Origin of the sequence: Croceibacter atlanticus HTCC2559 (assembly GCF_000196315.1) — a bacterium.
GTDB classification, from domain to species: Bacteria; Bacteroidota; Bacteroidia; order Flavobacteriales; family Flavobacteriaceae; genus Croceibacter; species Croceibacter atlanticus.
On the sequence record NC_014230.1, the window covers coordinates 2,371,655 to 2,391,554 of the forward strand.

At 33.5% G+C, this 19,900-nt stretch carries 22 protein-coding genes; 10 read left to right on the plus strand and 12 right to left on the minus strand.

Annotated features, from left to right (window positions below; genetic code table 11):
* The 9 genes from CA2559_RS10775 to CA2559_RS10815 form a co-directional block, all read right to left on the minus strand.
* The gene (locus CA2559_RS10775; RefSeq protein WP_013187919.1) at positions 1–441 is read right to left on the minus strand and encodes a 3-hydroxyacyl-ACP dehydratase FabZ family protein; all 441 of its coding nucleotides are present in this window, start codon (positions 439–441) and stop codon (positions 1–3) included.
* Complete coding sequence (locus CA2559_RS10780; RefSeq protein WP_013187920.1) at positions 438–1,205, minus strand: SDR family oxidoreductase; 768 nt, start codon at positions 1,203–1,205, stop codon at positions 438–440. Before CA2559_RS10780 ends, CA2559_RS10775 begins: the two co-directional genes overlap by 4 nt.
* Positions 1,199–2,251: a type III polyketide synthase gene (locus tag CA2559_RS10785; protein ID WP_041241001.1), complete on the minus strand. Its 1,053-nt coding sequence runs from the start codon at positions 2,249–2,251 to the stop codon at positions 1,199–1,201. The genes CA2559_RS10780 and CA2559_RS10785 overlap by 7 nt, the downstream gene beginning before the upstream one ends.
* Positions 2,248–2,961, minus strand: coding sequence for a methyltransferase domain-containing protein (locus tag CA2559_RS10790; RefSeq protein ID WP_148232809.1), 714 nt, complete (start codon positions 2,959–2,961; stop codon positions 2,248–2,250). The genes CA2559_RS10785 and CA2559_RS10790 overlap by 4 nt, the downstream gene beginning before the upstream one ends.
* On the minus strand, positions 2,958–4,082 hold the full coding sequence (locus tag CA2559_RS10795) for an NAD(P)/FAD-dependent oxidoreductase (protein ID WP_013187923.1): 1,125 nt from the start codon (positions 4,080–4,082) through the stop codon (positions 2,958–2,960). Before CA2559_RS10795 ends, CA2559_RS10790 begins: the two co-directional genes overlap by 4 nt.
* 74 nt (positions 4,083–4,156) lie before the next feature.
* Complete coding sequence (locus CA2559_RS10800) at positions 4,157–4,858, minus strand: OmpA family protein (RefSeq protein WP_013187924.1); 702 nt, start codon at positions 4,856–4,858, stop codon at positions 4,157–4,159.
* A 9-nt stretch (positions 4,859–4,867) separates the two neighbouring features.
* Entirely contained in the window at positions 4,868–5,347 is a 480-nt protein-coding gene (locus CA2559_RS10805) for a lipocalin family protein (RefSeq protein ID WP_013187925.1), read from the minus strand.
* A gap of 25 nt (positions 5,348–5,372) precedes the next feature.
* Positions 5,373–5,534, minus strand: a complete 162-nt coding sequence (locus tag CA2559_RS13710; protein ID WP_013187926.1) for a DUF1328 domain-containing protein — start codon at positions 5,532–5,534, stop codon at positions 5,373–5,375.
* Between the two features lie 106 nt (positions 5,535–5,640).
* On the minus strand, positions 5,641–7,647 hold the full coding sequence (locus tag CA2559_RS10815) for an alpha-ketoacid dehydrogenase subunit alpha/beta (protein ID WP_013187928.1): 2,007 nt from the start codon (positions 7,645–7,647) through the stop codon (positions 5,641–5,643).
* Between the two features lie 124 nt (positions 7,648–7,771).
* On the opposite strand from CA2559_RS10815, the gene CA2559_RS10820 reads away from it, so the two are divergent.
* From CA2559_RS10820 to CA2559_RS13980, 6 genes are all read left to right on the plus strand, one after another.
* Positions 7,772–8,722, plus strand: a complete 951-nt coding sequence (locus CA2559_RS10820) for an isopenicillin N synthase family dioxygenase (RefSeq protein ID WP_013187929.1) — start codon at positions 7,772–7,774, stop codon at positions 8,720–8,722.
* A gap of 1 nt (position 8,723) precedes the next feature.
* Positions 8,724–9,053 carry a translation initiation factor gene (locus CA2559_RS10825; RefSeq protein WP_013187930.1) on the plus strand — a complete coding sequence of 110 codons (330 nt, stop codon included), beginning with the start codon at positions 8,724–8,726 and terminating at the stop codon, positions 9,051–9,053.
* A 77-nt stretch (positions 9,054–9,130) separates the two neighbouring features.
* Positions 9,131–10,000: a nucleoside phosphorylase gene (locus tag CA2559_RS10830; RefSeq protein ID WP_013187931.1), complete on the plus strand. Its 870-nt coding sequence runs from the start codon at positions 9,131–9,133 to the stop codon at positions 9,998–10,000.
* Positions 10,001–12,073, plus strand: a complete 2,073-nt coding sequence (gene ppk1 / locus CA2559_RS10835) for a polyphosphate kinase 1 (protein ID WP_013187932.1) — start codon at positions 10,001–10,003, stop codon at positions 12,071–12,073.
* The gene (locus tag CA2559_RS10840) at positions 12,066–12,920 is read left to right on the plus strand and encodes a substrate-binding domain-containing protein (protein WP_013187933.1); all 855 of its coding nucleotides are present in this window, start codon (positions 12,066–12,068) and stop codon (positions 12,918–12,920) included. The genes ppk1 and CA2559_RS10840 overlap by 8 nt, the downstream gene beginning before the upstream one ends.
* Positions 12,921–13,096: 176 nt before the next feature.
* Positions 13,097–13,225: a hypothetical protein gene (locus CA2559_RS13980; protein ID WP_262485274.1), complete on the plus strand. Its 129-nt coding sequence runs from the start codon at positions 13,097–13,099 to the stop codon at positions 13,223–13,225.
* Here the strand turns inward: CA2559_RS13980 and CA2559_RS10845 are convergent, their stop codons facing one another.
* Positions 13,226–13,891, minus strand: a complete 666-nt coding sequence (locus tag CA2559_RS10845; RefSeq protein ID WP_013187934.1) for a uracil-DNA glycosylase — start codon at positions 13,889–13,891, stop codon at positions 13,226–13,228. It lies immediately after the preceding gene.
* Positions 13,892–13,935: 44 nt separating this feature from the next.
* Here CA2559_RS10845 and CA2559_RS10850 point away from each other — a divergent pair, with 44 nt between their 5' ends.
* The 4 genes from CA2559_RS10850 (at position 13,936) to CA2559_RS10865 (ending at position 17,846) form a co-directional block, all read left to right on the plus strand.
* Positions 13,936–16,104: an endonuclease MutS2 gene (locus tag CA2559_RS10850; protein WP_013187935.1), complete on the plus strand. Its 2,169-nt coding sequence runs from the start codon at positions 13,936–13,938 to the stop codon at positions 16,102–16,104.
* On the plus strand, positions 16,088–16,537 hold the full coding sequence (locus CA2559_RS10855; RefSeq protein ID WP_013187936.1) for a thiol-disulfide oxidoreductase DCC family protein: 450 nt from the start codon (positions 16,088–16,090) through the stop codon (positions 16,535–16,537). Before CA2559_RS10850 ends, CA2559_RS10855 begins: the two co-directional genes overlap by 17 nt.
* Positions 16,538–16,705: 168 nt before the next feature.
* Positions 16,706–17,248 (plus strand): DUF6705 family protein, encoded by a 543-nt coding sequence (locus tag CA2559_RS10860; protein WP_013187937.1) that lies wholly within the window; start codon positions 16,706–16,708, stop codon positions 17,246–17,248.
* Between the two features lie 88 nt (positions 17,249–17,336).
* Positions 17,337–17,846 carry a hypothetical protein gene (locus CA2559_RS10865; protein ID WP_013187938.1) on the plus strand — a complete coding sequence of 170 codons (510 nt, stop codon included), beginning with the start codon at positions 17,337–17,339 and terminating at the stop codon, positions 17,844–17,846.
* Positions 17,847–17,878: 32 nt separating this feature from the next.
* Here CA2559_RS10865 and CA2559_RS10870 read toward each other — a convergent pair whose 3' ends face one another.
* Positions 17,879–19,039 (minus strand): flavohemoglobin expression-modulating QEGLA motif protein, encoded by a 1,161-nt coding sequence (locus CA2559_RS10870; RefSeq protein WP_013187939.1) that lies wholly within the window; start codon positions 19,037–19,039, stop codon positions 17,879–17,881.
* A 15-nt stretch (positions 19,040–19,054) separates the two neighbouring features.
* Complete coding sequence (locus CA2559_RS10875) at positions 19,055–19,885, minus strand: N-formylglutamate amidohydrolase (RefSeq protein ID WP_013187940.1); 831 nt, start codon at positions 19,883–19,885, stop codon at positions 19,055–19,057.
* Between the last annotated feature and the right edge of the window lie 15 nt (positions 19,886–19,900).

The following is a 19,900-nucleotide window of genomic DNA, read 5'->3' on the forward strand; positions in this document are numbered from 1 at the left end:
TTAATCTTGTATGAGCATTCCGCTTAATTCGCCTTTACAAACCACCTCATCGTTTTCGTTAAGCATTTTAACTTTACACTTTAACTTGTTAAACCTAAAGTAAATTTTTTCAGAAATAACTGTTACAGTTTCTTTTGGTTTTACTGTTTTCAAAAACTCAACATGAGATTCTGAAAATGCTACCAAAACATCTTTTTGCTTAACATCCTTTAATAAGTAAATCCCTAATGAAACCAGTCCTATCTGTGCCATACATTCTGTTAAGATAACGCCTGGTGTAATAGGTAATTCTTTAAAGTGACCTTCATAAAAGTATTCGTCTTCTTTAAAAGTGTAAGCACCTTCAATACCATTATCATCTACCTTGAAAATTTCATCGACAAATAAAAAGGGTTTTGTGTAGGGTAACTTCTCTAATATGTATGTTTTTAATGTACTCATCTTAAATGTTCACCGCCATCTACTTTAATTATATTTCCTGTAATCCAATTGGCTTCATCTTTACTAAGAAGATATACGGCGTTTGCTACATCTTCTGGTGTAGTAAGCCTATTGTTAGGGTTACGTTGTAGTGCTAGACTTTTTAATTTATCTGATCCTGGAATCATACGTAGTGAGGTAGTATCTGTAACTCCAGCTTGAATTGCATTTGCAGTAATTTGAAAAGGCGCAAACTCTACAGCCATTTGTTTTATTATACTTTCTAGCACAACCTTAGCAGCAGAGACTGCACCGTAATTAGGAATTACTTTAGTATTACCTTCACTTGTAAAAGCAAGGATTTTTGCGTGATCTGAAAATAGATTGGCATTCAACATTGCCTGGCTCCAATCTAACAGACTCGTACCCATAGCATTTATAGTAAGCTGATAATCTTTACTCGACAGAGTTTTCTCTGAGTTTACTAATGGGTTTAAATTGCCTTTAGCAATACTATGAAGCATAAGCTTGACACTGTGTTTTGGTAGTGTTTCAACTAAATGTTGAATACAGTCTTCACGTTTTTCGGGATTTAAGGCATCTGTAGCAAATTCAATAACGGTTACATTTGTTGTGTTTATAAATTCCTGAAATTGAACAAGGTCTGCTTTTCGAGTTCTGTGTACGACTATAATATTAAAACCTTCAGCAGCTAATTTTTTTACTGATGCAAAACCTAAACCTGTTGTGCCTCCTAAAATGAGTGCAAATTGATTGTTTACCATTCTAATAAAATTCGTTGTGCTGTAAAACCTGGACCAAAACTTAACATTAAGCCTTGTTCTCCTTTGGCAATCTCTTTATTCATAAAACGCTCTAATACAAACAGTACTGTTGCACTACTCATGTTTCCGTAACGCCTTAATGTTTCTCGTGTATCGTCTATATTCTTTCCTAAATTCCCAAATAATTCTTCAACTGTTTGTACTATTTTCTTTCCACCAGGATGAAACACCAAATGGTCTAAATGTTCAATAGAGGTGTTATTTTCTTTTAGAAATGGATGAACTATGTTAGGGAAATGCGCTGCTATAGTTTCCGGTACTTTGGGGTCTAAAATCATTTTGAGTCCGCCATTTGTAAGATCGAAACCCATCATATTTGTTTCATCATAAAAATGATACATCTTCTCTCCTACAATTCTTGGTCCTATGTGATTGTCTTCTGAAGATAATAATACACATGCGGCACCATCTCCAAAAATAGCAGCACTAACCATATTGGCCATCGAATAATCGTCTAATTGAAATGTAGATGTAGGACTCTCTACGGCTATTACCGCAGCACGTTTATTAGGTTGAGACTCCAAAAATTTCTTGGCGTAAATCATACCAGAAATTCCTGCAACACATCCCATTTCTGTAACTGGTAATCTTACAATATCTTGTTTTAGCTTTAAGTCGTTTATAAGGTAAGCATCTAAACTTGGTATCATAATGCCGGTACAACTTACCGTTATTATAAAATCTAAGCTTTGTGCATTCCATTTTGCTTTATCTAACGCTTTTACCAATGCCTGTTTCCCTAACTTCTTTACTTCGCGTTGGTAAATATTATTTTTATCCTCAAAAGTGGTTTGGGTAAAAACATCTTCAGGATTCATTATTGAGTAACGCTTATCGACAGCAGCACCTTCAAAAATCTTAACTACTTTTCTTTTAAATCTAGAATCTTGGTCGTGTAACCAAACATTAACCAAAGGTATTATGTCTTTAGTTTCTCTATAAAATTCAGGTAGTTGTGTAGCTACAGAAGCTATATGTACACTCATATTGTTTTGTTTGGTTTGATGACCCATAAATACCTGAAAGCCCATTTCCATTGTATGGAGGAAGACGCTTTTAACGTATTTGAAATATGCTGAAGGTCTTGTTTTATAAAACCACGCTCAATTGATATTAAACCATCTATCCTTGCCAGTTGCGTCTTTAGAAATATACGGCTAAAAACATGAAATAATAGATACGCTAGCCTACTTCTTTGTAAATCATTGATAATAATTGCTTTGGTTGTAATTGATACAAATGCTGCTATAAATCGATTGATATCAGCTGTTGTAAAGTGATGTAATGTAAGTGTACACAGTAAGATATCTGTCTCTATGTCTTTAGGTTTGGCTTGAAAAATATTGAGATTCTTATAACGAATTTCAGGGAAATCTTCAGAAAACTCTTCTGCGATATCTAAACTATTTGTGTTCATATCTATACCAACTAAGCTTACATTGTATTTTTTCTTTCTACAATATGTGGCAACCTCTCGCAACATTGCACCAGAGCCACAGCCAATATCTGTTATCTTATAATGTGCTTTTGGATTTTTATTTATAATGTTTTCGATTGCATTTATGGTAATATTATTTCCTCCAAGTAATTTATTAACCCGACTTATATCTTTTAAAGCTAATTTAAGAATGCGCTTGTCTAGATCTAAATTATCCATAAGCTCTTCTTGGTTAGAGCGTTTTTTAAATGTCATCATAAGCTTAAAGGTTTACCATGAGTTGTTTTTATAATTTTTTGTAACAACCAAGGCATTCTTGCAATTGTAATGCTCGCTATTTTAGATAAGGAGTTATTTAATAAAATGTGTTGAAGAACGCTTCCGAATGCTAAGCGTTTTGAAAATGTTTTTTTCCAAGTTTTAATGTAGTGTTCTTCTATGTCTCTTCTTTCCCAAGTAGTAATGTCTCCTTTTAGGAGTGTTTCTGAAACTAGTTTAGCAGAATGTATTGCCATAGCCATTCCGTTACCACATAATGGATGTATTAAGCCTGCACTATCACCTACCATTAATATATGTTCTTGTACAATAGATTTTTTCTGAAATGAAACCTGAGCTATTGTTAATGGTGCTTCAAAACTCATTTTAGAGGTGTTAAAGAATTGAGCCATATTAGGATTTTCAGAGATTATAGAAGCATTAAACTTTGCAATACCCTTTACAGTCTTAAAACTTTTATATGTTGTAAGGTAACAACAATTAACTGCATTATCCTCAACCATACTTAACCCACAATAACCTCCTTTAAAATTATGTAATTGCACACAATTCTCATTAAATCCGGTGGTTTTATAGTGCGCTTTAACAGCAAGCCATTTTGATTTCTTTTCAATAAATTTTCTCTGAAGGATTTTATCTAATGTAGAGCGTTTTCCAAAAGCTCCTATTACATATTTAAAGATCATTTCATGCTGAGTAAGCGTAGATACTTTAAGTACATCGCTTTCAAAATTTACTGAAACAACAGTATCTGTTATAACAGTAACACCTAAATCCAGCGCTCTTTTATACAGAATAAAATCTAACATATACCTACTAATTCCAAAACCACCAAGAGGTAAATTAACTTGTACTTGTTTACCCTTATGAGTAGACCATTGTAATACATTTATATTCTTAATTGAAACATCTTTAAATGTAACACCTAATTGTGCTAAATAAGGTTTCACCTCATTGCTAACATACTCACCACAAACTTTATGATGAGGATAAGATTCTTTTTCAATAAGCGTGACATCTTTACCTTTTAAGGCTAAATGTATTGCTGCAGTAAGTCCAGAAAGACCACCACCAAGTATTCCTATTTTTTCATTTATCACTTAGTGAAGATACGAGTTTGCATAAAAAAACCCGATGCTTGACATCGGGTTTATAATAATTTAAGAAGTGTTTACTAGTTTCCGTCTTGTGCTTCTTTTTCAGCTTCATCTACCATTTGTTCATTTGGTAAGATAGCTAATTGTACACGACGGTTTTTTGCACGTCCTTCTGCAGTGTCATTCGTATAAGCAGGTTTAGTTTCACCAAACCATTTTGTTGTAAATCGTCCAGAAGATAACCCTTTACTCGTAAAGTAATTTGTTACAGAGTTAGCTCTATCTCTTGAAAGAGACATATTATACTCGGCAGAACCTGTACTATCTGTATGCCCTACGACTAATACATCTGTGTTAGGATACTCTACAAGTACATTAGATAATTTATCTAAGGTTTCTTGAGATTTGGCATTAATATTTGACTTATTTGTGTCAAAATAAACACCACTATTCTCATCGAAGGTTACAACAATACCATCATCAATACGCTCAACTTGAGCTCCTGGAATTTCCTGCTCTATTTTCTGAGCTTGCTTATCCATTTTATTACCAATGATTACACCAGTTGCACCACCTACAACACCACCAATTACTGCTCCAAGTTCAGAGTTGTTTCCGTCTCCTACATTGTTACCAATAATAGCACCTAATATTGCACCACCAGTAGCGCCAATTACACCACCTTTTTGTTTGTTATTTGCATTCTTAGTAGCCTCACAACCTACAAATAATATTGAGGCAACAGCTACTGCTAAAATTGTTTTTATTGAAATCTTCATCGTTAGTTTTTATTTTTTGTTGAAATTCATTCTAATAGTAAATGGTTTTCCATCTAAAGAAACCGTTTGTTCCCAAGTCATTGCAGTATCTGTAAGACTTACAAGGTTTACTCTAAATCCTGTATTACCAGTTTCAGATTTCCCTTTTTCGTTTACAGGTTTCAATAAGAAATCATAATTTCCTGTAGTTTCATTTACTTCTTGTATTGTCCATATAAAATTGCGTTCTCCAGAAGGACAACCTGTATTTGTAATTGTATACGTTCCTTCATTATTATTAGCAACAAAGAACCAGTCACTGTTTTCAAAACACGCTTTTGAGGTGTCATTAAAAAGTGTAACTGCAAAGTCTCCAGATGCTCCAGGATATGTAATAGTATTTAATGTCCAAGCACCTTTAAAGGTTGACTTAGCTTCTTTTACAACTTTACTTGTACCACAGCTAGCTAAAACAGTAACTGCAAAACAAAACATTATTAATTTTTTCATTGTATTTTTTTTATTGGTTAGTCTTTTATTTTCTGAATAATCTACCTACTAATGATAATAGGAATAGAACTATGAAAATAAAGAATAGGATTTTTGCTATACCTTCTGCACCTTCAGAGATTCCTCCAAAGCCAAAGATTCCAGCAACAATTGCTATAATTATAAATATAACTGTCCAGCGTAACATAATTTTTAGTTTTAAATGATTAGTTACACTAAAGGTACGAGAGTTTTGTTTTGTCTAAGTGTTTCTTAGGAATGTTTAACAATAAAGTATTAAATAATGTTAAGCTTTAATAAGCTAAAACCTCTAACAACTCGTTAAAGAATCTGTTTTTAGGCAAATAATTGTTTTCTAGATTTTTAGCAAAAGGTATTGGTGTCTCTAAACTCGCAACACGTTTTACTGGTGCATCTAAGTATTTAAAGCAATCTTCCATTATACAAGCCGATAAATCTGAAGCTATACCTCCAAATTTAGAATCCTCTTGAAGTATTATAACACGACTCGTCTTTTTAACCGATGCATAAACGGTATCATAATCTAAAGGTTGTAAGCTTCTTAAATCAATAAGATCTGCAGAAATATTAGAATGCTCTTCTAAAACTTCTAAAGCCCAATGAACACCTGCACCATAGGTTATAATAGTAATGTCTTCACCTTCTTTTAAAAGCGACGCTTTACCAAAAGGAATTGTAAAGTAATCTGTAGGTACCTCTTGTCTAATACTTCTATACAATGCCTTATGCTCAAAAAACAATACAGGATTTGGATCTTCAATAGCTGTAGCGAGTAATCCTTTAGCATCATAAGGAAACGCTGGATATACTACTTTTAAACCAGGTGTTTTAGTAAACCAAGCTTCATTGGTTTGACTATGAAATGGACCAGCACCAACGCCACCACCACAAGGCATACGTATAACAACATCTGCATGTTGGTTCCAACGGTAATGAGATTTTGCTAGATAGTTTACTATAGGATTAAAACCAGATGTTGCAAAATCTCCAAATTGCATTTCCATTACTGCTTTCATACCATTTATTGATAATCCCATTGCAGCAGATACTATTGCAGACTCACAAATTGGTGTGTTGCGAACACGGTCTTTGCCAAATTGTTCAATAAAACCTTCAGTTATTTTAAAGACGCCTCCATAATCTGCCACATCTTGCCCCATAATCACAAGATCATCATATCGCTCCATAGATTGTCGTAAGCCTTGAGAAATTGCATCTATAAGTCGTAATTCTTCTGTAGTTTCATTAGGCTTAGTAACCTCAAGTGTAAAAGGTTTATAAACATCATTTAACTCATCATCTTCAGAAGACGATATTACATCTTCTTCAAAAGCTTTTTGTAAATGTGCTTCAATTTCTGCTTTTATAAGCACGTGTTTGTGCTCATCTTGCTCTTCAGTTAAAATACCTTCAGCTATTAAAAAATCTTTATAATTTGAGATAGGATCTTTTAGCTCCCAAGCTTCCATTAAATCTTCAGGAACATATTTAGTACCACTTGCTTCTTCGTGTCCTCGTCTTCTAAAGGTTAAAAATTCAACTAAAACAGGACGTGGATTCTCACGCATACTTTCTGCAAGCGCTGAAACTTTTTGATAAACCTCCAAGATATTATTACCATCTATAATATGACTTTCCATTCCATATCCTAAACCTCTGTCTGCTAAATTTTCACATCGGTATTGCTCTGTTGTAGGAGTAGATAATCCGTAACCATTGTTTTCTATGCAAAATAAGACTGGTAAATCCCAAACCGAGGCTACATTAAGTGCTTCATGAAAATCACCTTCACTAGTACCACCTTCTCCTGTAAAAACAGCTGTAATATTCTTTTCGTTTTTTAATTTATGTGCTAATGCAATGCCATCTGCTACACCAAGTTGCGGACCTAAATGCGAAATCATTCCCACAATATTAAATTCTTGAGTACCAAAATGGAAACTACGATCTCTTCCTTTAGTAAATCCACTGGCTTTACCTTGCCATTGCGTAAATAAGCGGTATAACGGAATATCTCTATTTACAAAAACACCTAAGTTTCTGTGCATAGGCAAAATATATTCTTCTTTTTGTAACGCTAAGGTTACACCTGCAGAAATAGCTTCTTGGCCAATACCACTAAACCATTTAGATATTTTACCTTGTCTTAATAAAATAAGCATTTTTTCCTCTATTAACCTTGGCTTTAGCATTGCCAAGTAAAGTTTTAAGAGTTCCTCATTGCTTAAGTTATCTTTTGAGTATTTAAATATAGGTGCTGTTTCGGTTGGGTTTGCCATGATATTTATATTGTATACCAAATGTAGAAAAAATGGCATTGTGAAGGTAATTTGAACAAAACTTTATAAGTAAGTTATTCACTATACATTTTATTATATTTGTAGGACTTACAATTATTTTACTATGAACAATATCCCAAGTGTAGATTTAGCCGATTTCTTATCGGATGATCCAGATAGAAAACAAAAATTTGTTAATGAAATAGGTTCTGCTTACGAAGAAATTGGTTTCGTATCACTAAAAAATCACTTTCTAGAAGATGATTTGGTAGATAACCTTTATAAAGAAGTAAAATCTTTCTTTGCTCTACCTACAGAGGTTAAGGAAAGTTATGAAATAGATGGCCTTGGTGGTCAACGTGGTTATATTTCTTTTGGAAAAGAACATGCCAAAGGACGTAAAAAAGGTGATTTAAAAGAATTTTGGCATTTTGGACAAGAAGCAGATGAAGATGCAAACCTTGTAGAAGATTATCCTGAAAACGTACAGGTAAAGGAGTTAGATAATTTTAACTCCACTGGTATGCAAGCTTATAAGATGTTAGAGAAGACAGGTATTTATGTACTACGTGCATTAGCATTGTACATAGGTTTAGAAGAAACTTATTTTGACCATTGGGCTCGTAACGGAAACTCAATCTTAAGACCTATACATTATCCTCCAATTACACAAGAGCCAGATGGTGCAGTACGTGCTGGTGCTCATGGAGATATTAACTTAATCACTCTACTAATGGGTGCTTCAACAGGTGGTTTACAAGTACTTCGAAAAGATGGAAAGTGGATAGATGCTATTCCTGAAGAAGATGAACTAGTAATTAATGTAGGTGATATGTTAGAAAGACATACCAACAATAAGTTAAGATCTACTATACACCGCGTAATTAATCCACCTAAAGAAGAATGGGGAAATCCTCGTTACTCAATTCCATTCTTTATGCATCCGCGTAGTGAAATGAAGTTAGATTGTTTAGATGAATGTGTTTCTCCAGAAAACCCTAAGCAATATGAAGATATTACAGCTGGCGAATTTTTACACCAACGTCTAGTAGAAATAGGACTTATTAAAAAGTAATATGGACTTAAAAGATCAATTAAAAAACTTATTTCCAGAGCACGAATCTACTGAAGCTGAAGATACAACTAATGATAATGAAGGTTTGTGGATACAGGACGCACCATTACTTTGTAAGTATGAAAAGCGCCGTGGCAAACCTATTACTATAATAGATGGTTATACTGGAGCTCAAGAAGATTTTAAGCAACTTGCCAAAGATTTAAAAAAGAGTCTTGGTGTTGGTGGTAGTTTTAAAGACGATCAAATTATTATACAAGGAGATTACCGTATTGAAATAATGGATATGCTAAAAGACAAAGGTTTTTTAGTAAAACGTGTAGGTGGTTAAACCTTATTTATTAGTATCATAAAGAGTAGCTGTTTTAGATTATACTAAAGGCTACTCTTCTTAGTTTATAACAAAATATGCAAATTCCAGAATCTGAACTTATATTAAATGCAGATGGTAGTATTTATCATTTAAATATCCTACCAGAGCAATTGGCGCAAACTGTTATTACAGTAGGCGATCCAGATCGTGTAGAAGATATTACCAAACACTTTGACAGTGTTGATGTTAAAGTAAGAAAACGTGAATTTCACACGCAAACTGGCAAGTGTAATGGCAAGTTTATTACAGTAATATCAACAGGAATTGGTACAGATAATATAGATATTGTTTTTAATGAATTAGATGCCTTAGCTAATATAGATCTTAAGACGAGAGAAATTAAAGCTGAAAAAACAGCCTTGGATATTATTCGCGTAGGTACATCTGGAGCAATACAAGAAGATATTCCTATCGATTCGTTTTTAGTTTCAGAACTGGGAATAGGGTTTGATACTTTATTACATTATTATGACAGTAAACATTTACAACACTTAAACCTATCAAAATCTTTAACACAACAATTAGAATTATCTGAGGAGAAATCTCATCCCTATATCGTTTCAGCAGATCCTGAATTGCTTAAAACTTTAGATTCTACAAAACTTATAAAAGGTATTACTGCAACAAACGTTGGCTTTTATGCACCACAAGGTCGTGTATTACGAGCTGGTTTAAGTGATGTTAACTTTATGCAAAAGTTGAAAAATGCACGATTAGATGCACGCAAAATTACTAACTTGGAAATGGAGACTGCCGGAATTTACGGTATGGCTTCCTTACTAGGTCATCGTGCAGTTTCTTTAAACGCTATTCTGGCAAATCGTGCAAATGGTGAGTTTAGTAAATCACCTAAAGACACTGTAGACAACCTTATTTTATACACCTTAGAAAAACTTACACACTAAATGGCTATTGAAAAAGAGTTAAGGCTCAAAGAAAATATTAAGCACAGAGATGTAAACTGGCTTAGTTTTAATGAGCGTGTGTTGCAAGAAGCAGAAGACCAAAGTACGCCATTATATGAGCGTTTAAAGTTTCTTGCCATCTTCTCCTCTAATCTCGATGAACATTTTAGAGTAAGGGTTTCACAACTTAGACAAATTAAACGCATAGATAAAAGCTTGAGAAAGCGTTTGGCGTTTAGACCTAAGAAAGAAGTAAAAGAAATATTAAAAGGTGTAAAAAGTCATCAAGAACGCTTCGGAACAGTCTTTTTCGATGAAATTATCCCACAATTAAAAGAGCATAATATTCACCTTATACATTCTGGTGAATTTTCTGAACCACAATGCAAAGAAGCTTCAGATTATTTTGCAACCAAAATAGTACCAGAACTAAATCCTAAAATTGTCGATTTCAAGACTGATAAAGATGTTTTTCTTCAGAATAATACCATTTATTTTGTCGTCGCATTTGAAAATGAAAAGCAATGCGGACTCTTAAATATTCCTGTTGAAGCTTGTGGGCGTTTTTATACATTTAAGAATAAGGATTCAAAAGATTACTTTATAACGTTTATTGATGATATAGTAAGATCCAAAGTATCTCAGATCTTTCCTAATAAAACAGTAAAAGGAATTTATGAGGTTAAAATGTCTAGAGATGCAGAGCTATATTTAGATGATGAATATGAAGGCATCTTAGCAGAAAAAATTTATAACTCGTTAGAGCAACGTACAGAAGGACAACCAACACGTTTGTTGTACGATGCAAAAATGCCTAAAGAATTAAGGAAAGCAATTCGTAAATATTTAGGTCTAGGTAAAATAGATATGATGCCTGGTGGCACCTATCACAATTTTAGTGACTTTTTTGGGTTTCCAGATCCTACAGACAATACAGATCTTCATTACAAACCACTACAACCACTAAAACATAAGTATTTAGAACCATCTACAGATTATTTTAAAACAATAAAGGAGAAAGACCAATTACTACATTTTCCTTTTATGTCTTTTAGTTATGTGGAGCGCTTTATAGAGCAAGCTGCAGAAGATGAAAATGTTACAGCAATAAAAATATCACTATATCGTGTTGCAGACGAGTCGCGCCTTACAACCGCACTTTTAAAAGCATTAGATAATGGCAAAGCTGTCACCGTATTTATTGAAGCCAAAGCACGGTTCGATGAGAAGAATAATATAGTTTGGGGTCGCAAGTTTGAGGATAAAGGTGCTAAAGTTATTTATAGCTATCCGCGTATTAAAGTACATTCTAAAATATTGATGGTTGAGCGTTTAGAGAACGGCAAAAACAAACGCTACGCCTATATTGGTACAGGAAACTTTAATAGCAAAACCTCAAAAATATATTGTGACCACGCCATCTTTACGGCTCATAAAAAAATCACCAAAGAGCTTTCCAGAGTTTTTGATGTCTTAGAAGGCGATTTAATAATTCCTAGAAACAAACACTTGCTTATTTCTCCATTTACCACAAGACGTGTATTTGAAAAGCTAATAAGACAAGAAATGGATCTAGCACAAGAAGGCAAACCAGCATCTATTACAGCAAAAATGAATAGTCTGGAAGATCCTGCAATGATAGACCTTCTTTATAAAGCAAGCGATGCTGGTGTTATTATAAGGCTATTGGTACGTGGCTTTTCTTGTCTAATACCTGGTAAAAAAGGTTTAAGTGAGAATATTTACATGACCAGTATTATAGATAGATTCTTAGAACACGGTCGTATTTATAAGTTTGGTAATAATGGAGAAGAATTACTGTATTTTGGAAGTGCAGACTGGATGACAAGAAACCTTGACAGACGTATTGAAGTTCTTACACCATTATACGATGAAGATTTAGCACAAGAATTAAATGACATTCTTAACATTCAGCTTTCAGACAATGTGAAAGCAAGAATACAAGATGCACAAGAAAGTAATACCTTTGTAAAACCTAAAGTTGGTGAGTCGCTAGTGCGATCTCAATACGCTATTTACAATTACCTTAAAGAGAAACATAGTAATGACTAAGTTACGAATTGGAGGTGTTCCAGAACACTTTAACCTACCTTGGCACCTTTGCCTAGATAATGACGAATTTTCTGAAGTTGGTCTAGATATCACGTGGAGAGATTTTTACGGCGGCACAGGACAAATGAGTAAGGCTTTAAGGGATAATGAGATAGATGTTGCCATTATGCTTACAGAAGGTATAGTAAAAGATATTATAGATGGCAATCCTAGTAAAATAATTCAAAAGTATATTGCATCTCCTCTTATTTGGGGAATTCACGTTGCTCAAGACTCTAAGTATACAACCATTGCAGACCTTAAAGACACAACTTGTGCTATTAGTCGTTTTGGTTCTGGATCTCACCTTTTAGCGTATGTAAATGCCCAAAATATGGATTGGGATACAAGTGAGTTAAAATTTGAAGTTGTAAAAAATCTAGACGGTGCTTTAGAGGCGTTACCAGAAGATAAGGCTCAGTATTTTATGTGGGAACACTTTACTACTAAACCCTATGTAGATAATGGTACGTTTAGACGTGTTGGAGATTGTCCTACACCTTGGCCTTGCTTTGTTATTGTAGCCAGAGATGAGGTTATAAAAAATAACACCAAAGATTTAGAAGCATTGTTAGATGTTATAAACAGAACATCTAAAGAGTTTAAGAGTATACCAATGATATCTAAGACACTCTCTAATGCCTATGAGCAAGATGAAAAAGATATTAAAGAATGGTTGGGATTAACCCGTTGGAGCCAAGAACAATTATCTGAAACAACTATTACTAATGTACAAGATAAGTTGCTTGAGCTAGAGCTTATTTCAGAAAAAATAGACTATAATTCAATTTGCCATACATTTAAATAACGTTAAGATTATTTAAAGATAACCTGCTTATTATCACTCCTTAAAGCATTTCAGCTTAAATTAACTTCTTTTATCGAAAAGAGAAATTTAGTGCTGTTATTAACGCAACTCTTTTACTTTATTTACATCTAATATTAAAGTAGTCCCCAAAAACAACACATACAAAAACTGTATTCATGACAACATTTTTATGCATTTTAGGAGGACTCATCTTATTAAATTTTCTTCTTATTAAGTTTAGCTGTAACGACTGCGAAAAAGAAAAAAAAGTATCTAACAATCACCAACTGGCAGCAGATAAGTAATTACCAAACTATGGGCTCTTGTCCTGTTTCTATTAAGTAAGCATTTGCTTGTGAGAAATGTTTGTTACCAAACCAATATCCTCTATTTGCACTTAATGGTGAAGGATGACCGCTTGTAAGCACACAATGTTTTTCTTCATTAATCTTTTTGCCTTTCTTTTTTGCAAATCCACCCCAAAGTAAAAACACTACATTTTTTTTAGAATCTGAGATTGTCTGTATAACAGCATCTGTAAATGTTTCCCAACCTCTTTTTTGATGACTACCAGCCTCGTGCGCTCTTACTGTTAATGTTGCATTTAATAATAACACGCCTTGTTTTGCCCAACGCTCTAAATTACCATCTTCAGGAAATGGTGTATTAAGATCTGTTTCAATCTCTTTAAAGATATTTATTAATGAAGGTGGCAAAGCTATTCCTGGTTTTACAGAAAAACAAAGACCGTTAGCTTGACCAACGCCGTGATAAGGATCTTGTCCTATAATAACCATCTTTACATCATTAAAAGAACAATGATTAAATGCAGAAAAAATATCCTGTCCTTTAGGAAAACACGTGTGTTGAGAATATTCCTCTTTCACAAAATCTGTAAGTTCCTCAAAATAAGGCGACTCAAATTCAGATTTCAAAATTGTTTTCCAGCTTTCATCTATATCTACATTCATCTTAAATTGTTTAATTTTGTGATGCCTAAATTTAGGCAATTGCTATGATAAAAATTCACCCAAAAACTTTAAAAGATCTCGAGTTTCACACTGTTTGTACACAAGTACAAGACATTTGTATTACAGAATTAGGAAAGCAGTTTGCTTATGAGCTACAACCTTTTGCTACTAAAGATCTTACTATAAATGCTTTAACAAGAGTACAGGAATATATGAGTTCTTGGCTCAAGGAAAGCACTATTCCTAACCACGGTTATGATGCTATAAATAGAGAGCTACAGTTACTAGGAATAGAGGACTCTGTATTAGAAACGTACAGCTTCAGAAAATTAGCCTCTATTTCAGAAAGTGCCAATATACATCTTAGGTTCTTTAAAAAATTTAAGGAGCACTACCCTACACTATATCAGTTTGTTTCAGAAACAGAATATACAACTGCTATTGTAGATACTATAAATAAGGTGATAGATAAATATGGTGAGCTTAAAGATGATGCTTCGCCTTTATTACAACAAACCCGAAGGCACATATCTATAGTTAAAGGAAAGATAAACAGCAGCTTTACTAGCGCATTATCGCAATACCAAGGTTACGGTTATTTAGATGAGATTAGAGAAAGTGTTGTAGATAATATAAGAGTGCTCGCAGTGCAAGCTATGCACAGGCGTAAAGTAAAAGGTAGTATTCTTGGCAACTCCAAAACTGGTAGTATAGTTTACATACAACCAGAAGCCACACAGCAACATACAAGAGAACTTAACAACCTACAATACGAAGAAAAAGAAGAAATTAAACGCATCTTAAAAGCACTTACAGACCTGGTAAGACCCTATGATTCGTTATTAAGTGAGTACCAAACATTACTATCTCATATAGATCTTATTTCTGCTAAGGCCAATTATGCAAAGCGATTAAACGCAGTATTGCCAGCAATTTCAGAAACTAGAGAGTTAGAGTTAAAAGATGCCTATCATCCATTATTGTTTTTAAACAATGAAGCTAAGGGTGAAAAAACATATCCTCAAGATATAATCTTAAATAAGGACAACCGCATTATTGTAATTTCTGGCCCTAACGCTGGTGGTAAAAGTATCACACTTAAAACAGTGGGATTATTACAAGTTATGCTGCAAAGTGGATTGCTAATACCAGTGCACGAGTATAGCAGAGTCTCTTTATTCAATAAAATACTTACAGATATTGGTGACAACCAATCTATCGAGAATCATTTAAGTACCTACAGTTACCGCTTAAAGAATATGAATTACTTTTTGCGTAAATGTGATGAGAACACTTTGTTTTTAATTGATGAATTTGGTACAGGTTCTGATCCCGAATTAGGTGGTGCTTTAGCTGAAACATTTTTAGAAGTATTTCACGAAAGAGAATCTTACGGCATCATTACAACTCACTACGCCAACTTAAAGAAGATGGCACAAGAAACTGAAGCTATTAACAATGCCAACATGTTGTTTGATAGTCGAAGCTTAGAGCCTGTTTACAAATTACAAATGGGTGAAGCTGGTAGCTCGTTTACGTTTGAGGTAGCACAAAAAAACGGTATCCCGTACAGTTTAATAAACCGCTCTAAGAAAAAAGTAGAACGTGGCAAGATTAGGTTTGATAAGAGTATTGCCAAACTACAACAACAACGCAGCAAACTCCAAAAAACAACTACTGCTTTAGAAACCAAAAAGCAAAAAGCAGCTTCAGAACAAGAAAAGCTAGCTGAAATTAACGATAAGGTACAAGCCAAGCTAGAAAGCTACCAAGAATTGTATGATACACACCAACGTATGATACACTTAGGGACGCGTGTAGATACTATCGCTGAGAAATTCTTTTATAATAAAAATAAGAAGAATTTAAACAGCGAGTTAATGAAGCTCATACAGATTGAAAACTCTAAGCGCCAAAAACAATCTGTAGAAAAAGAGCGCGAAGAAAAACGCAAGCAACAAAAAATAAAGCGCGAAGCTCAAGAAAAGATAAAAACTATAAGAGAAAAGAAAAAGGTAGAAAAAAAGAAAGCTGAAAAGATTGAAGCAGCAAAACCTAAGATCTCTTTAAAGGTTGGAGATAAAGTAAGACTCCAAGACGGTAAGGCAACAGGAACTATAGATAAGATTGAAAAAGATCGCGCTACAGTAAACTATGGTATCTTTACGACAGATGTATCTTTAAACGAACTCGAATTTGTCTCAAGACCTTAACCCAATGCCAACTGAAGCCAATATAGCTTACGGTGATAAAATCATTTTGTTTGATGGTGTTTGCAATCTTTGCAACAACGCCATCAATTTTATAATTACTCACGACAAACACAAGGCCTTTAAGTTTGCACCACTGCAAAGCACAATAGGCAAACAACTTATTAAGGAACGTGGTATAGACACTACTCAAGTAGACTCAATTATTTTGGTAGATGTTGGTAGCGCGTATTACTTAAAATCTGATGCTGCTCTGGAAATTGCTAAAGATTTAGATGGCGCCTACTCCTACTTATCCTATTTAAAAGTTTTTCCCTTTGGTTTACGTAATAAGGTGTATGATTATATAGCTAAGAACCGTTACAAATGGTATGGTAAAAAAGATAGCTGTATGATGCCAACACCAGAATTAAAATCTCGGTTTTTAGATTTTTAATTTAACTTCATTACAAGTTAATTTTTCTTATTAGTTTTAGAAGTAACTAATTGCACACAAATTATTTACTCAAGACAAAGAACATATAATTGAAATTATTATAATAACCACTTTTATAGAATTGAAATCTCATTTGAAAACCTACATTCTGAATTAAAGAACTATGATTTGAAAAATAGTATATCATTAATAACCTTACTTGTCTTATGTATAAGCTGCTCAGCGCAACACACAATAGTTGATGTTAGTAATAAAATAGATTGGACTACAAATACCTATTTAAAAGACACAAATAATCATTTTGAGGATGTTCTAGGAACTTGGAAATGGGAAGAAGGAAACAGCTCGTTTGAAATTGAATTTACCAAAATAACTAACTATAATTATGAGGGAATAAACATGGCGATTGATTTTATTCTTGCGAGATACAAATACGTTAAAGATGGTGTTCTAGTTGCGAATATTTTAAATAATATTTATGACCCGTTAAATTTTAAAGCTACACTAGTATTTGATAACCCCACAGAATATATCTTTATTATAAATGATGTGGTAAGTGACAAAACCAAAAAAGGACAATTTAAATTAAACTCCAATGGTTTGGACACAATAGCTACATATAGCCTTCGAAACTTAGAAGGTATGTACGTTAATCAATCAAACATTGAATTTAGCTTGCCAACACAACTAACTTTAATCAAGCAAAGGTAAACTCATCATAATTAAATACCTACAACTGTTTGTTATGAGTATTTAATAGTAACTTACATAAGTAGATATTAACAAGCACTTTAAAATTATGAATAAACTCTTAGTTGTTATAGCCTTACTAACCATAATTGCTTGCGGGAATTCTGAGAACGAATCTCAACATTCGTTAATAGGAAAAGAATTTAAATCATTTTCCGAAATTGCTGAACTTCAAAAATTTTCTAAAGTAAGCGATACGGTAGTTTATGGTACCTATGTAGACCCAAAACACAGTATTCTACATCTAAATAATGATACGCAGAATTTAATTCTGTTTAATAGTGTAGCAATTGAATCCTCTAATACTAAAAGGCTAGTAAAAGTCTTAGATACGTTAGCCATACCAGATTTAAAAAATACTGAGTTTATTACTATTGGCTATTGCCAGCTAAATCAAAATTTGGACGAAAACCTTATTGCGATAGTTACAAAAACAGATAGCATGAACATACAGCGTATTACAAAGGTTTGGAGAGCTAATACAACTACAAATTCTATTGAGGTTGTAAACAACTTAAATGGCATAAACTGTTTTAACGAATTTTTCGTAGAAAACTAAACCATTTAATGTTTAGTAAAACTTAAGCAAGCTTACTTTAAATTACGGAGAATGAAGTCCATTTTTTTATTCTCATTACTATTATTAGCATAAGAATCTGTCACAAATTTACTAGGTGCAGCCAAGCCTAATTCTTGTAGTTTCTCAATGACATCTAAATTTTCTAGAGTTACTTTTCCTGTAAGCAGTTTAGTCATCTCACCACCAGAATGGTAAAAATCATATACTTTCTTAAGGCCTGTTAAGTAAAGAAAATCTTTAGTAAAACCACCACCACGATGTACTCGCAATGTAATTTGCCACGCTTCGTGCTTGTCTAACTTATATTGGCTGTAAAGCAAATCGAACGTATCGCTAAAGCTATAGCCTTTTATAAGGCTGTCTGCAGCTATAACACGATATGCTAACTCTTTCATACGTTTAAGAGTTAAAGAGTTACTCATATACTCACTAAATACCGCTAAGCCTTCTTGAGTTTCGGTATTATTTTTAAATCCGTTTGAGAATACTTTTAATGGCTGTAGTTTTCCATTAAATGTAGTCACCATATGCACGCCAATTTCGTGATTGGCCAGTACTTTTAACTGGTTTTCTGAAAACATATGGTTACGCTTAAGCACCAATGTCTCTGAAGCATTAAGTACCATTGCTGCAGCACTTATATTTGTCGATTTTTTGATAGTAAACCTAAAGTTATAAGCTTTACCAAACTCTTCAAAATAGGCAACAGCATCATCTACATTATAACGAGGCTTCATAACTTCAAGGTCTTCTTCTTCAGAAAAATGAAGAATAAACTGAGCGTTCTCTACATCACGTTGTTTTGGTGTACCAAAAACCTTTAGGTTATTGTAATAAAACTTCTTGTCCTGCCCAATATGTTCTATACAAGAAATAAGACCAGAATACTCGTATATAATTTCCTCATAAAAATTTCGGATGGTTTCATCTTCAATCTTTTCTAAACGCTGGCTAAAAAACAAGCGTTGCATTTTATAAGGGTTAAATTTAATCTTTCGGTACTTGAAAGATGGCTCGTATGTAAATTTAGACTTAAAGAAAGTTTTCTTCTCTTGCTCAATATTAAGCGGATTCAAATAATTGAGAAGCTCTATATTTTTTACAAGTCTATCTAAATTATGATCTATTTCAAAAAGGTCTGCGTATCTTTTTTTAGCATCTTCTAACAACATATACTCTCGTAATTTTTAGGTTGCAAAGGTACGATAAAACGTATCGGCATGCTGTGGTATCTTATTTTTAAGCTGAGTTGTAATTGCACTTACTACTTCTGGAAAAATAATTCCGGTAAGTTCATCACAATATATTTTACTAAACTCTGTGGCCAACACCAATGTGTCTTGAAAGTGGTTGGTGATATATTTTAAGAAATAACCATTGCCTTGAAACGTATCGTTTATAGCTGCAGTTACAGCAATATTGTTAGGTAGTATTAATTCTGCTAAACTATCACGCCATTGGTTTACCAAGCTACTGTATTTAGAGTTGTTAATATTGGTAGTCCCTAAATTAATTACAGGCACTTCCCTATTCCATCGTTTCCAATTATAGCTGTGCATATCATAAACAATGGCGCAACCAAATTTTGCTTCGATCATAGAAACTAAAGCGTGTACTACTTTGTAAAAATTAGTGTGCTTTTCTAAACTTACTTTATGCTGTTGCTCATCTATCGGAGTTTTCCAAAGTGCCTTTCCCCAAGCATCTTCATATACTGCAATATTTGGATGTCTGTTTAGATCATACTCAAACCGAGAATCTCTGCCAGCAATTACAATTGGCATGGTGTTTACCATATCTTTAGTACAAGGATCTTCCTCAAACCAACGTTCGTATTCAGAATGTGTGCAATTTGCCCAAAGGTCTTTTCTAAAGTTATGACCATCGTGTACGGCACCACATATATAAGGTACGTAATCGTCTATTTTAAGCGTAAAGGAATAATCTATTGAAACAGCTTCAAAACATTCTTCTGCTTCAATTTTTTTAATAATTTCTGGAATGCTAAGTTTTTGCACTAGGTATTGTAATAA